The 14,481-nt window shown below is 66.3% G+C and carries 12 protein-coding genes; 5 read left to right on the top strand and 7 right to left on the bottom strand.

The features are described 5' to 3' along the window. Positions 1-75: 75 nt before the first annotated feature. The 3 genes from LCHO_RS15425 to LCHO_RS15415 form a co-directional block, all read right to left on the bottom strand. Entirely contained in the window at positions 76-1,377 is a 1,302-nt protein-coding gene (locus LCHO_RS15425) for a hypothetical protein (protein ID WP_012348098.1), read from the bottom strand. A gap of 89 nt (positions 1,378-1,466) precedes the next feature. Continuing rightward, positions 1,467-2,234: a YdcF family protein gene (locus LCHO_RS15420; protein WP_012348097.1), complete on the bottom strand. Its 768-nt coding sequence runs from the start codon at positions 2,232-2,234 to the stop codon at positions 1,467-1,469. Next, positions 2,231-3,460: a glycosyltransferase gene (locus tag LCHO_RS15415; protein WP_012348096.1), complete on the bottom strand. Its 1,230-nt coding sequence runs from the start codon at positions 3,458-3,460 to the stop codon at positions 2,231-2,233. Before LCHO_RS15415 ends, LCHO_RS15420 begins: the two co-directional genes overlap by 4 nt. A 40-nt stretch (positions 3,461-3,500) precedes the next feature. Between LCHO_RS15415 and LCHO_RS23445 the strand changes: the two genes are divergently transcribed. The 5 genes from LCHO_RS23445 (at position 3,501) to LCHO_RS15390 (ending at position 9,566) form a co-directional block, all read left to right on the top strand. After that, positions 3,501-4,826, top strand: a complete 1,326-nt coding sequence (locus tag LCHO_RS23445; RefSeq protein ID WP_190274809.1) for a glycosyltransferase — start codon at positions 3,501-3,503, stop codon at positions 4,824-4,826. A 374-nt stretch (positions 4,827-5,200) separates the two neighbouring features. Next, complete coding sequence (locus tag LCHO_RS15405; RefSeq protein WP_012348093.1) at positions 5,201-6,271, top strand: hypothetical protein; 1,071 nt, start codon at positions 5,201-5,203, stop codon at positions 6,269-6,271. Between the two features lie 83 nt (positions 6,272-6,354). Then, entirely contained in the window at positions 6,355-7,356 is a 1,002-nt protein-coding gene (locus LCHO_RS15400) for a polysaccharide deacetylase family protein (RefSeq protein WP_150105491.1), read from the top strand. Between the two features lie 55 nt (positions 7,357-7,411). Continuing rightward, positions 7,412-8,530, top strand: coding sequence for a glycosyltransferase family 4 protein (locus LCHO_RS15395; RefSeq protein WP_012348091.1), 1,119 nt, complete (start codon positions 7,412-7,414; stop codon positions 8,528-8,530). Positions 8,531-8,555: 25 nt separating this feature from the next. Beyond that, positions 8,556-9,566, top strand: coding sequence for an NAD-dependent epimerase (locus LCHO_RS15390; RefSeq protein WP_012348090.1), 1,011 nt, complete (start codon positions 8,556-8,558; stop codon positions 9,564-9,566). Here the strand turns inward: LCHO_RS15390 and LCHO_RS15385 are convergent. From LCHO_RS15385 to LCHO_RS15370, 4 genes are read right to left on the bottom strand one after another with little or no spacing between them, the layout of a single operon-like run. Beyond that, positions 9,551-11,053 carry an O-antigen ligase family protein gene (locus LCHO_RS15385; protein WP_012348089.1) on the bottom strand — a complete coding sequence of 501 codons (1,503 nt, stop codon included), beginning with the start codon at positions 11,051-11,053 and terminating at the stop codon, positions 9,551-9,553. The genes LCHO_RS15390 and LCHO_RS15385 overlap by 16 nt on opposite strands. A gap of 26 nt (positions 11,054-11,079) precedes the next feature. Further along, positions 11,080-12,594 carry an O-antigen ligase family protein gene (locus LCHO_RS15380; protein WP_012348088.1) on the bottom strand — a complete coding sequence of 505 codons (1,515 nt, stop codon included), beginning with the start codon at positions 12,592-12,594 and terminating at the stop codon, positions 11,080-11,082. Beyond that, positions 12,563-13,360 carry a polysaccharide deacetylase family protein gene (locus LCHO_RS15375; RefSeq protein ID WP_043704373.1) on the bottom strand — a complete coding sequence of 266 codons (798 nt, stop codon included), beginning with the start codon at positions 13,358-13,360 and terminating at the stop codon, positions 12,563-12,565. The genes LCHO_RS15380 and LCHO_RS15375 overlap by 32 nt, the downstream gene beginning before the upstream one ends. After that, positions 13,357-14,481: a glycosyltransferase family 2 protein gene (locus LCHO_RS15370; RefSeq protein WP_012348086.1), complete on the bottom strand. Its 1,125-nt coding sequence runs from the start codon at positions 14,479-14,481 to the stop codon at positions 13,357-13,359. Before LCHO_RS15370 ends, LCHO_RS15375 begins: the two co-directional genes overlap by 4 nt.

Raw genomic sequence — 14,481 nt, 5'->3', positions numbered from 1 at the left:
CTGAACAGTGATCAGTCGGGCCGATGAAAAAGACCGGGTGGCCCGCTGGCGCGGGACCACCCGGTCTGTCTTGGGTCAGTGTTTGGCCGCGGCCGGCTTGTAGGCCGGCAACTCCACCACATAGGTGTCGACGGCATCACCGTTTTCCCAGTCGGAGGCAAAGATGGCACGGGTGCCGCTCGGGCTGATCGTCACGTGAGGCTCGGCCCAGTAGCCGAACTTGCCGTCCTTGCCCGACGAGTGGTGATGGGCGATGCGGCAGACCTTGCCGGTGTCGACGTTGGCCAGCAGCACCTCCTGGTCCAGCGGGCGCCGGCCTTCGGGCTTGCCCACCGCGGAAACCGCCACCCAGCCCGGCGCGCGCAGCGCGACGGCCGAGATGTGCGTGCTGGTGGGCGGGTAAGGGTAGCCGTTGGCGGTGGAGATGATCGGCTTGATCTCGCCCGTCTGCAGGTTCTCGACGATCAGCGTCCCGGCCGGCTTGGAGTCGAACTGCACCGCGGCAAAGAAGTCCTGCCCGGCCGCGTTCATCCCCATGTTGCCGTGTTCGTAGCCCCAGAGCCTGAGCTTGCGCACGGTCTCGAGGGTCTTGGGATCGACCACGCGCGAGCCGTTCTTCTCGGGTGCCCACATGCATCGGCCGGACGGGCAGGCCTGCGGTGTCGGGCCGTCGTTGAAGACCCGCGCACCTTCGACCTTGTCGGGCAGGGAGAACGAGAACTTCTCGCTGCCCTTGGGCATCTCGACGCGCACGCCCCAGAGCTTCATGTCCCACGACGGGTACTGCGGATCGCCGCCGTTGTCGACGTTGAAGGCGCGTGGCTTGCCGGCATTCGGGTAGTCGTAGACGACGGTCTTCTGGCCGCTGGAGACCTGGTAGCGCGTCAGCTGGCGCATCGAGCGCCCGCCCATTTCCCACGAATAGTTGTACCAGAGCACGTCGGGGTCGACGGGATCCCAGTAGAGCTGCTCGATGTCGGACGGCTGGACCTTGAGCATGCCGAGGAACTCGTAGGTGCGGCCATCGAACAGCGCGTGGCCCTTGTCCTTGACGAACAGCACGAGGCGGCTCTCGTCGATGTTCCAGGCCGGGATGGTGGCGTACATCGGCTTGGCGACGCCGCTGCCGAAGTCGGCACGGACATCGCTGATGCGCGTCACTTTCGTGCCGAACACCGGATCCTTGAACGGCACGCCCTTGGCCGGCCGTGGCGCCGATGTCTGCGGGTGAGCGGCCTTGTCGGTGACCAGCCCGGCGCAGAGGTCGACCGCAGGCGCCTGGGCCTGGCTGGCCGTGGCGAACAGCACGCTCGTGATCGCGCAGGCGAGTGCGCTGGCCTGTGCGGTGGGCCGGGAGGTACGTGGAAATCGGTGCATGTGATGCTCCTTTTTTGAAGCCGTGACAGCCGGCCCGATGCCGGACCGAAGAACGGCGAGCGATGAAAGGCGTGACCGGTGCGCCGCCATCACCCGCGATCGAGCAGCGCGTGCTTGAGCAGGCCGATGTACTCGTGCAGCGCGCGGGTGCTCTTGCCCAGCGCGGTGAGTTGCGGCACGAGGTGGCCGGGCAGGATCGGTGCGACGTGGCGGTAGTCCATCGGCATCGCGCAGGTGGCGATGCCCTGGCTCTGCAGTTCGCGCAGCGCACGCGGCATGTGATCGGCCGAGGTGATGACGCCCACGCGGCCGGCCTGCACCGGGCCCAGTTGTGCGGCGATGTTGCGGCCGCTCTGTGCCGTGTTGGTCGATGCGCTGTCGATGCGGATGCGGCGGCTGTCGATGCCCAGGTCGGCTAGCATGCGTGTCATCAGCACGGCTTCGGGAATGCTGCCGTGGCCGCCCGATACCAGCAGGCGCCGCGTGTCGTCGGCACGGGCCCAGTGTGCGGCAGCGACGGTGCGGCGCAGGCTGCCTTCGGTCAGGAACTGGTAGTCGCCCGGCTGGCTGGCGCCGGCGTCGACACCCCCGGCCAGCACGATGGCGGTGGTGGGCGGTGGCCCGTCGGCCAGGCACAGCGCGGCGGCTTCGCGCGCACGGTCTTCGAGCGGCCGCAACAGGGCATTGCCGCCCAGCGGCGTCGCGAAGGCCAGGTAGACGAGCAGCATGCCGGCCCACAGCCCGGCCCCCGTGCTGCGGCGATCGCGTGGTGCGGCACGCAGGCGGTAGAGCGTGGCCAGCAGCAGCAGCACGGCGACAAAGGTCGCCGGCTCGGTCAGGTGCACCAGCCAGTTCATCGGTAGTTGTGGAAGCGCCCGAGGTGGCCGGCCAGATCGCAGACGTTCTTCTCGGCCATGAAGTTCTCTTCGATGAACTGGCGCGACCGGCGGCCGCATTCGCGTGCATGCGCCGGGTCGTCGTGCAGCGTGGCCAGCGCCTGGGCCAGCGCGGGCGCGTCACCCGGGGGCACCAGCACGCCGGTGGCGCCGGTGCGCACCACCTCGGGGATGCCCGAGACCGAGGTGCCGATGATCGGCAGGCCGCAGGCCATCGCCTCGAGCACGACGTTGGGGATGCCGTCGCGGTCGCCGTTCCTGGCGATCACGCTGGGCGCCATCAGCAGGTCGGCGGCGCACATCGTCGCGATGGTCTGCGCATGGCCGACGCGGCCGGCAAACACGATGCGATCGGCCACGCCGTGTTTGGCCGCGAGCTGCTTGAGCTCGGCTTCGAGCGGGCCGTCGCCGATCAGCGTGACCTCGACCCGGCGGCCGCCCTTGTTGGCCAGCCCGACCGACTCGACCAGATCGGCAAACCCCTTCTGCTCGACCAGCCGGCCCACCGCCACCACCTTCAGCGGCTGGCCGGACTCGCGCACGCGGGTGGTCTGCGTGATCTTCGAGAGGTCGATGCCGTGGTAGTTGAGGTGGACCTTGTCATCGTTGCCGGGGCCGGCCAGATCGCGCAGGAAGCCGACGTTGTAGCCGGTGCAGGTGACCAGGCCCGAGCAGCGCCGGATCTTGTCCTGCAGTTCGGCGCGGCTGGGCAGGTAGATGTCCCAGGCGTGCGCGGTGATGCTGAAGGGCCGGCCGCTGACGGTCTGGATCACCACCGCGGCCGAGGTCGGAATGGTGGCCCAGTGCGCGTGCAGCGCGATGTCGGTGCCTTCGAGTTCGTCGGCGATCGCGAGCGTCTTGGGCAGGATCGCGATCGACTTGGCCAGCTCGAGCGGGCGCCGCCAGTAGGTCGATGCCAGCCAGCCGATCGCACGCGCCACGCGCAGCGGGTGGCGCACCACGCTGCGTGCCACGCCGCGCAGCACCTGGGCGTCGAACAGGAACGGCAGGTAGCGCACCATCCTGGCGTGATCGGGGTACAGGTAGGCGCCGGGATCGGGTCGCTTGAGCGAGTAGATGCGCAGGTTGATGCCCAACTGCCGCATCGCCTCGACCTCGCGGGCCACAAAGGTCTCGTGGAAGTCGGGATAGGCCGAAAGCAGATAGGCGACTGATGGAGGATGCATGCGGATGGGGCTCGTGTGGGGCGCGTGTCGGAGCGCGTGTGTGCGCCTGTTTGCGCGCCCGGCATTCTCACTTGATGCGCAGCCCGCGACGGTGCGGCGACAGTGGCAGGTACACGCTTTTGGCCAAAAGCGTGAAGCGGCAGGCGATGGCGCCGGCAGCCCTTCTGCGATCATGCCCCGCGCTTTTCAACTGGTCCGAGCATCGGGCCGCAGCCATTCTCGAGACATGTCCGATCCCCAGGCTCATCCGGTTCCACACGTCGTTCACGTCATCGATGAACTGCCGCCCGACGGCGCGCAGCGCCTGATCGTCGAGGTGCTGCAGAACGCCAGCCGGCGCTTCCGCTATTCGGTGCTGTGCATGGTCAAGGGCGGCGTGCTCGAAGCCGAGCTCGCGAGCATCGGCGTGCCGGTGCACGTGCTCGGGCGCAAGCCCGGCATCGATCTCGGCACGGTGCCGGCGCTGCTCGGCTGGTTCCGCGAGCATCGGCCCGATGTCGTGCACACCCATCTCTACAACGCCGACAGCTACGCGCGCCTGGCCGCGTGGCTGGCGGGCGTGCCGACGCTCTTCACCACCCGCCACAGCACGGTGCCGTGGCCGAGCGCGTCGCGGCGCTGGATTGCCCGCAGCCTGAGCCGTGTGACAGATGCCACGATCGCCTGCGGTGCCGAAGTCGAACGCATGCTGGTGACCCAGGAAGGAATTGCGCCCAATCGTGTCAAGACGGTTGCAAATGGCATCAATTTGCGGCGATTCGAAAGTGCCGACGGACGGCGTCTGCGCGCTGAACTGGGCGTTCTGCCGGGCCAGGTGCTGATCGGCGTGATCGGGCGCCTGCATCCGCTCAAAGGCCATGCCGATCTGATCGTGGCACTGGCTCAGCTCTATCGCGAGGGCGTCGATTTCCAGTGTGTCTTCGTCGGTGGCGGCGACCTGCACGACGCGTTGCAGCAGCAGGTCGACGAGGCCGGCCTGAACGGTGTCGTACGCCTGCTGGGGCAGCGCAGCGACGTCGCCGACGTGCTGGCCGCGATCGACATCTTTGCCATGCCGTCGCGCCGCGAGGGGCTGCCGATGGCCTTGCTCGAATCGATGGCGATGGCGCGCGCGGTGCTGGCCACGGCGGTCGGTTCGATCCCTGAAGTCATCACCGACGGCGAGAACGGCATGCTGGTCGAACCGAGCAATCCGTCACGACTGGCGGCGGCCCTGTCACGCCTTCTGCGTGATGCACCCTTGCGCGAAAAGATCGGTCGGGCGGCCCGCGCCACGGTCGAGGCCGGCTACAGCTCGACACAGACCGCGCGCGCTTATGAGTCACTCTACGAACAAGCGTTGAGCGCACGATTGCCGACGTCCTGATCGTGGTGCCTGTTGATGCATGCACGAACCGGACGAGGGCGACGGGCCTTTGACATCGAGCCTGTTTTTCCGAGGTATTCGTGATGATCTCTACAACCCGCCTGGCCGTGCTGGCCGTGATGTTTGCCGCAGTCAATCTGGCTGCATGTGGCGGCGGTGGTGACGACAGTGCAGCCGATTCGTCGGCCACGCCTTCTCCTTCTCCGAGCCCTTCTCCTTCTCCGAGTCCGTCGCCGAGCCCCTCTCCTTCGCCAGGTCCGTCTCCTTCTCCGAGTCCGTCACCCGGGCCATCGCCGTCTCCGTCTCCGTCTCCGGCGCCGTCGACCTCGGCGAATCTGTGCGACGGTCTGGTGACCGACAAGGCGGCGCATCCGATGACGACGGTGGCCAAGCCGGCGCGGCTGGCGTCGTACCGGGATCCGAACTTCGGCACCACGGTCAGGCGCATCACGGACGTGGTGGCGCAGTTCGGAGGGCAGTACGCCAAGCCGGTGTACTCGACGATGCCGGCGTGGAACGCCGACGAGAGCTACCTGATCCTGTACGTGCCGGGCCAGGGCCACAAGCTGTTCAACGGCAAGACCTACGAGTTCATCCGCAACCTGTCGATCAGCCCGGCGGACCTGGAGCACGTTTACTGGTCGGCGACCGATCCGGACGCGCTGTACTACCCGAGCGGCAGCACGCTGAAGGTCTACAAGCCGAGCACCAACACGTCGACCACGCTCAAGACCTTCACGGGCAGCGTCAGCTTCGGCGGAGACCCGGTGTACGGCGACTGGAAGTCCGACCTGTTCGGCCTGTCGGGCGGTGCGGGCAACATCCTGTGGACCCAGTCGACTGCCACGCAGAAGACGGCGGCCAGCACGGGGGCGCCTCAGATCGGCTCCTCGGGTACGTTGTACGTGCAAGGCCAGAACGTCTACAGCGCGGGCACGAACGCCCTGCTGCGCACGCTGACGATCAAGGCCAGCGAACACGCGGCCACCGGCATGTACGCCAACGGGCAGGACTTCTGGGCGTCGGTGCAGTTCGACGGCACCAGCGCGACGGGAGGCAACGGCAACCTGATCGCGACCAACCTGACGACCGGCGTGAACACGACGGTGATCGGCGAGAGCAACGGCTGGGGGTACCCGCGGGTGGGCACGCACATGTCGGCGCATGCGTTCAAGAACCCGGGCTGGGTGGCGGTGTCGATGACGGGCAGCCCGACCGGCCAGCGGTTCCTGGACCAGGAGATCGCGCTGGCGAACGTCAACAACGGCGTGGTCTGCCGGGTGGCGCACCACCGGTCGGCGGGGCAGGAAGGCAACATCGGCTACTGGGCCGAGCCGCACGTGAACATCAGCCCGCGTGGCACGCGGATGATCTTCGCGTCCGACTGGAACAACGGCTCGACGGTCGACACCTACGTCGTCGAGCTGCCCGGCTACACGCCCTGACGGTGTTGCTGCGCGGGGCCGGCGTGGCTTAACTCACGCGTCCCGGACGGGTTCATGGCCCGCCCTCTGGCAAGATGGCGGCCATGAAAATTGCCAGGGACAAAGCCTTTCTGATCACCATCGACACCGAGGGTGATGCCGCCTGGGCACAGCCTCGCGTGATCGAAACGCGCAATGCGCAGTACCTGCAGCGCTTCCAGTCGCTGTGCGAACGCTTCGGCTTCAAGCCGACCTATCTGACCAACTACGAGATGGCGCTGGCCCCGGCGATGCAGGAGCTCGGCCACGACATCATCCGGCGCGGCACCGGCGAGATCGGCATGCACCTGCATGCCTGGCACTCGCCGCCCGAGCACGCGCTCACGCCTGACGATCTGCATCACCAGCCCTTCCTGATCGAGTATCCGACCGCGGTGCTGCAGCAGAAGGTGCGTCATCTGACCGATCTGCTCGAGCAGACCTTTGCCACCAAGATGCTCAGCCACCGGGCCGGTCGCTGGAGCTTCGACAGCCGCTATGCCAGGACGCTGGTCGACTGCGGCTACATCGTCGACTGCTCGGTGACGCCGACGGTGTCGTGGCGCGACACGCCCGGAGATCCGGCCCAGCACGGCGGCACCGACTTCCGGCCGTTTCCGAGCCAGGCCTATTTCATGGACCTCGATCAGATCGATCGGCCCGGCCGCAGCCCGCTGCTCGAACTGCCGATGACCATCCGCAGCAGCCGGCGCTCCTGGGCCCGGCACCTGCCCGCGGCGTTCGAGCGCCTGCCGCGCATCGGTCCGAAACTCAGCAAGGCGCGCTGGCTGCGGCCCGGCCGCGGCAACCTGGCGCAGATGCAGCAGCTGGTGCAGGACATGGTGGCCGACGACGCGCCCTACATCGAGTTCATGCTGCACTCGTCCGAGTTCATGCCGGGCGGCAATCCGACCTTCGTGAGCGAGGCCGACATCGAGGCGCTGTATTCCGATCTCGAGCAGCTGTTCGAGACCATCGCCAAGCATTTCAGCGGTGCCACGCTGGCCGGCTACGCCCAGCGTGTGCGTGCAGGTCAGGCGCCGTCTCTCGGGCACCTGGCCGCGTGATTCACGCGCGCCCGGTCCTCATCCCGCTCTCTGCACAATTCGAGGCTGTACAAGCATGCGCCTGTTCCTGGTGATCGACGGTTTTTATCCCTGGCCCGGTGGCACCGAGAGCCAGGTGGCCTTGCTGGCGCGGCTGTTCAAGCGCCGCGGCCACGAGGTGCGCATCATCGCGCCACGCCTGGACCCGGCCAAGCCGCTCGAGGAGATGGTCGACGGCACCCGTGTCACGCGCATCGACTACCCCAAGATCAAGGGCTTCGGTGCGGTGTTCCTGATCCTGAAGTTCATGCTGTTCCTGCTGCGCGAGCGCAGCCACTACGACGCCCTGCACATCCACATGGCCAAGAACCTGGCCGCCGCTGCCGGCGCCGTGCGGCCCTGGTTGCCGGGGCCGGTGCTGGTCAAGGTGTCGGGTGCCTGGGAGTTCGAGGGCGGCGTGCTCGACGAGCGCATGAAGAAGCATCCGGTCTATTCGACGCTGCGCCGTCTGATGCAGCGCAACGATGCCTTCCAGGCCATCAGCGTCGAGACCGAACGCCGTCTGCTGGCCTCGGGCATGCCGGCGAGCAAGGTGCTGGCGATTCCGAACGCGGTCGATCTGTCGCTCTACGGCTCGCGTGAATTCGACCCGGCGCGCAAGGTTCTGCGCGTGGTCTACACCGGCCGGCTGGCGCCGGTCAAAGGCGTCGACGTGCTGCTGCGGGCCTGGAACGAGCTGCCGAACCGCGATCAGCTCGAGCTCAACATCGTCGGCGACGGCCCGCAACGCGTCGAGATCGAGGCCTATGTGGCGCAGCACCAGCTCGGCGCCGGCGTGCGTTTTTCGGGCTGGACCGACGACGTGCGCAGTGCGCTGCGTGATGCCGATCTGTACGTGCAGCCCTCGCTCAACGAAGGCCTGCCCAACTCGGTGCTGGAGGCGATGGCCGCCAGCCTGCCGATCGTGGCGACCCGCGTGTCGGGCAATGAAGATCTGGTGGTCAGCGGCGTCAACGGCTACCTGGCCGAAGCGGGCGACAGCGCCTCGCTGGCTGCTGCGCTGACACGCGCACTGGCCGACCCCGCCGCCATGCACCGCATGGGCCAGGCCTCGCGCCGCTTCATCGAAGACCGCTACGGCTCCGAGCGCGTGCTCGGCCAGCTCGAAGCGGTGTACGCCGGCTCGGCCGCTTGACTCACGACCCTCGATCGAACACACCATGAAGATACTCATCACGGGCGCGGCCGGTTTCATCGGCATGCACACGGCCCAACGCCTGATCGCCGACGGACATCAGGTGGTCGGCATCGACAACCTCAACGACTACTACGACGTCCAGCTCAAGCGCGATCGCCTGGCCCGGCTGGCCGAGCTGCCGGGTTTCACCTTCGTGCAGGTCGACGTGGCCGACCGCGACGCGCTGATGGCGCTGTTCGATGCCCATGCGGTCACGCGGGTCGTGCACCTGGCGGCACAGGCGGGGGTGCGTTATTCGATCACCAACCCGCACGCCTACGGCGAGGCCAATCTGGTCGGCTTCCTGAACATGCTCGAGGCCTGCCGGCAGCACCGCATCGAACACCTGGTCTATGCGAGCAGTTCGAGCGTCTACGGCGGCAACCGCAAGATGCCGTTCTCGGAAGGTGACTCGGTGGATCACCCGGTGAGCCTGTACGCCGCCACCAAGAAGGCCAACGAGCTGATGGCGCATGCCTACAGCCATCTCTACGCCATCCCGACCACGGGCCTGCGCTTCTTCACGGTCTACGGCCCGTGGGGCCGGCCTGACATGGCCTACTTCTCGTTCACCAAGGCGATCGTCGAAGGCCGGCCGATCCAGGTGTTCAACAACGGCGACATGCTGCGCGACTTCACCTACATCGATGACATCGTCGACGGCGTCGTGGCCACCTTGTATCGGCCCGCCACTGCCGATGCGGCATTCGATCCGTTGCTGCCGCACCCGGGGCGGGCTCAGAAGCCGTTCCGTGTCTTCAACATCGGCAATCAGGATCCGGTGGCGCTCGGCGATTTCATCGCCGCCATCGAAGCGGCCGTCGGCAAGTCGGCGATCAAGGAGATGTTGCCGATGCAGCCGGGCGACGTTCAGGCGACCTATGCCGACGTGTCGGCGCTGGCCGAATGGACCGGCGTGCAGCCGAAGACATCGATCCGGACTGGCATCGACCGTTTTGTCGCCTGGTACAAGGCCTACTACCGCGTCACCTGAGCCGGCGGCTCGGCAGGCCCGGCTTGCCGGGCCTGGTTTTCTCGCCACAGGTGCGACAGCACGGCGATCGTGATCCACACATAGGCCATCACCTCGGCATCGGTCATGCGCGAGCCGAACATGTTGATGGCCAGCGTACCGGCGGCCGTGCCCACGGCGCCGAGCCCGATGGCCTTGCCGAAGGGTTCGTGCTCATGCTTGTGCACGCACGCTCCGATGTAGGCCATGCGGGCAAAGATCAACAGGAAGACAAACAACGCCGGCAATCCCATCTGCGAGCAGATGAACAGGAACATGTTGTGGTTGTCGGATTCGACCGTCGGTATCGACGCGTACTGGTCCTTGATCTTCGGGAACGTCGCAAAGCCGGTGCCGAAGATCGGATAGTCGAGCGTGATCTGGATGGCCGCATCCCACAGGACCAGACGCGTCTGAGAGCTCTTGTCGAGCTCGCCATCGCTTTCGCTGGTGGTTTGCGACATGCGCGCGCTCAGCGATGCAGGCAGGACTTCGGGTGCGACCTGCACCACGAGGGCTCCGATCAGGGCAATCGACGCGGCCAGGATGCGGCCGCGCACCAGCAGCAGCGCGGCGGCCAGGGCGCCCATGCCGAGCACGGCGCCACGCGAGAAGGTGGCCAGCAACACGCGAGCGGCGATGTAGAGCACCGGTGTGGCCAGCAGCCAGGTCCGCACCCGCCACATGTGGCACAGGATCAGTGCGCCGGGAATCCCGAACCCGTAGACGATGAAGGCGCCGAAGTCGTTGGGCTGCTGCTGGGGGCCGAGCAGGCGCGCCTTGTCGATGCGGTCGTAGTAGCGCTTGTCCTGCCACTCGAAGAAGCCCGAGATCAGCACCAGCAGCGTTCCGAGCATCATGTAGACGGCCATGCGACGCGCCGCCGCGCCATTGCGGATCAGGTTGAGCATCGCGAAGAACACGAAGAACTGATCACACCAGGCCTTGACCTGCGGCAGACGGCTTGTCGTGATGTACGAGACGCCCATGGTCGACATGGCCGTGAACACGGAAAGGATGCTGATGGCAGCCCAGATCGTGACCAGCCGGCTGAACGGCATCGCGACGAAGAACGGCCGTTTCTCGCGCACGACGGTGGCGATCCACGCCACGATGACCAGCGCGTAGAGCACGTTGGTGCCATTGATGCCCGGGGCGATCGCTGCGGCGTAGGTGCGACTGAAGGGCAGGTAGAGGATGAAGGTGGCCAGCAGGAGTTCAGGGTTCGACAGGGCGCGCACCGCCATGATGGCGCCGCACACGGCGGCCAGCACGTAGAGCAGCGGCACCGGCAGGGTGGCGCCGAACAGCCGCGGGACGAACACGATCAGTGCCGGCACGAGCAGGAACACGAACGTCGACCGAAGCGGGTGCCACCAAGGTGGGTCGACTTGCGTCGGCGCGACCGCAACCGTGCCGGCCAAGGTGTTGTCGACTTCAGGCAGGGGTCGGGAGGTGAAGGCACTCATGCGCGTGATCGTAAAGGCATGGCCCGTCAAGTCGACGCGCCGGGTGCTGGGCCGACGTCGACACGGCCGCTCGCATCAGCCTGCCGGGCCAACTGCTCTTTCCGCAGGTGCGAAATCACGGCGATCGTGATCCACACGTAGCCCATCACGATGGTGTCGGTCATGCGTGAACCGAACATGTTGATGCTCATCACGCCGGCGGCCAGGCCGACGCCACCCAGGCCGATCGCCTTGTCGAACGGGTGCAGGGCGTGCTTGTGCAGGCTGACGCCCACATAGGCCAGGCGGGCAAAGATCAGCAGAAACACGAACAAGGTCGGCAGGCCCATCTGCGAACAGATGAACAGGAACATGTTGTGGTTGTCGGACTCGTGCACCGGGATCTCCGTGTACATGCCCTTGATGACCCGGAAGGTATGGAAGCCCGTGCCGAAGATGGGGTTTTCCAGCGTGATCGCGATTGCGGCGTTCCACAAGATGAGCCGGGTCTGCGAACTCTTGTCGAGTTCACCGCTGGGTTCGCTGGTCTGCGACATGCGCGCGTTCATCGAGTCGGGCAGGACTTCGGGCACGACCTGGACGAGCAGGGTGCCGGCCACGGCAATCGTCGCGAACAGCACGCGGCCACGGATCAGCAGCAGTGCGGCCACCACCGCGCCCATGCCGATCAGGCCTCCGCGCGAGAAGGTGGCCAGCAGCACGCGTGCCGTCACGAGCAGCATCGGTGTTGCCACGACCCAGGTGCGCAAGCGCCACATGTAGCAGATGATCAGTGCACCCGGAATCCCGAAGCCGTAGACGATGAAGGCGCTCAGATCGTTCGGCTGGTTCTGCGGTCCGAGCAGCCGGGCCTTGTCGATGCGGTCGTAGTGGCGCTTGTCCAGCCACTCCGTGAATCCCGAGCAAATCACCAGAAGCGTGCCGACCATCATGTAGACCGCCACACGCCGCGCGGCGGCGCCGTCGCGGATGAGGTTGAGCACCACGAAGAACACGATGAACTGATCGCACCATCCCTTGATATCGGGCAGCTTGCCGTTCGTGATGAACCCCAAGCCCATGGTCGAGATCGCCGTGGCCACCGATATCAAGCTCAGGATGGCCCAGGTCTTGACCAGCCCGGTGAATGGCATCGGGGTGAAAAACGGCCTCTGTTCACGCACCGAACGGGCGACCCAGGCCAGGATCAGCAGTGCATAGAGTCCGTTCGTGCCATTGACGCCGGGCGCGATCGTCGCTGCGTAGGTGAGGGTGTACGGCAGATAGAGAATGAAGGTGGCCAGGATCAGTTCAGGATCCGACAGGGCCCGTTTGGCCAGCAGCAAGCAGCAAACGAGCGCCAGCAGATACAGCGCCGGCACGGGAAGGGTCGAGCCGAACAGCCTGGGCACCAGCACGATCAGCGCCGGTATCGCAAAGAACTTGAACGTCGATTGCAGGGGTTGCCACCAAGGGGGCTCGGCCTGTCCGGTTGCAAGCGGCACCCCATCCGCCAAGGCGTTGCCGATTTCAGCCACGCGTCTGGGGATGAAGTCGTTCATACAGGTGGTGATAAAGGCGATTGCCCGCAAGCCGGCGCACCAGTTGTTTGGCCGACGCGAGCGCGGTCGCGCGCATCAACCAGCGGCGATCGGCCTGAGCCATCGCAAGCACGTCCGGCAGCGAGGTGTCACGGCGGATCGCGAGCCGCGGCAGGACGTCGCCCGGCTGCACGGGGCGCGCCGGGGCGGCCGCCACGCGCGAGGAGTGGAATGCGCGATAGCCGAGCGGTTGCCACAAGGCCAGCTGCCGCACACTGAAACGCCCGCCGGGGAACGACACCTGGTCGATGCCGCGCCCGATGCCCTGCTCGATGGCCTGTTTCGAATCGGACAGTTCGGCCATCGCCTCGGCATCGGAGAGATCGTCGAGAAAGCGGTGCGTTCGGCCGTGCGAGCCGATGGTCATGCCCTGATCGGCCATCTCGCGCAGTTGCGCCCAGCTGCAGAAGCCGGGGCGTCGCTCCATGAAATCGGAGGTGACGAAGAACACCGCCTTCAAGCCGAGCTGCTGCAGGATCGGCAGGGCATGCCGATGGTTGCTGGCGTGGCCGTCGTCGAAGGTGAGCACGACACCGCCCGCCGACATCGCCGGGCTGCCGAGCTGGCCGGGATCGATGATGTTCAGCCTGCTGCGCTGCATGGCTTGCAGCTGTTCGGTGAACCGCTGGGTCGATACGGCGTAGGGGCGATCGGCCGCATCGATGGCCTGGTATTCCCGCTCGTTGGCGTAGAGGCCGTGATACATCAGAACGGAACAGCGTGTCATGTCTTTTCCCATCGTGCATTGACGCCGCCTGCCAGCCAGTTGCGCAGCGCGATCACGGCGGCCCAGTTCATCTCGACGAAGACGCCCGCAAAACTGGCGAGCCGCATGCGCTTGAACGCGGCCGTGCGCTGGCCGAGTGCCGCCAGGGCGTAGAACAGCAACTGGCCCGGCAGGAACAGCGCCATCCACGCAGTAGGTAGAAAGGCGGAGGTGACCAGCATCACCATCAGCGCATAGGGCACCAGCAGGCGAAACACCTTGTGCGACAGGAACTGCAGCCACAGCGGGTTCTGCCACGGCACGAACATCCAGCCGTGGCGTGCGAAGGACTGGAAGTTGCCGGTCAGGGTCCTGATCTTGCGCTTGCGCTCGCCGGCCATGTCCGACTGCAGTTCATCGAAGATCACGGCGCCAGGCTCGAACACCACCCGCTTGCCGCTGCGCGCGACCAGCATCGGTTGTTCGAAGTCGTCGAGGATGGTGTCCGAGGCAAGCGGCGTGTAGTCGGCCGTTCGCATCGCATACAGCGCACCCGTGGCCCCGACCGTGGAGGCCAGTCGAGACTCCGATTTGCGGATCCATTTTTCATAGCGCCAGTAGAGGCCGATGCTGGCTGCCGATTGCGTGCCTGGCTCGACATGCGTGAGTTCGCCGCTGACGGCGCCGATGCCCGGCTGGAGCAGGCGCGTCACGAGCTTGCGAACAGCCGATCGTTCGATGTGCTGGCGCACGTCGGCAAACACGACGATCGGCGTCGTCACTTCACGCAGGGCCGTGTTCAGGGCATGCGGTTTGCCTTGTCGATCCGGATAGGCGATCAGGCGCCCCTGCGGTTGTGCCCGCAGCAGGTCATTGGTGGCGTCGGTGGATCCGTCCGAGACAAAGATCCAGTGCAGGCGATCGGCCGGATAGTCGAGGTTGCGCAGGTTCTCGATCTTCTTCAGAACCCTCGCCTGCTCGTTGTGAACGGCGATCACCACCGTCACGGCCGGCCATTCGGTGGGGTCATCATTGGCGATCGGCTCGGCTCCGCGTGCCCGAGCCAGCAGCCACACCGCAAGCGGATAACCCGCATAGGTGTAGGCGACAAACAGCAGGGCAATCCAGAAAAGGGTCTGCAT

The sequence above is a fragment of the Leptothrix cholodnii SP-6 genome, assembly GCF_000019785.1.
GTDB lineage: Bacteria > Pseudomonadota > Gammaproteobacteria > Burkholderiales > Burkholderiaceae_C > Sphaerotilus > Sphaerotilus cholodnii.
Note: the sequence above shows the minus strand (reverse complement) of the source record. Positions and strands in the feature narration are given on the sequence as shown.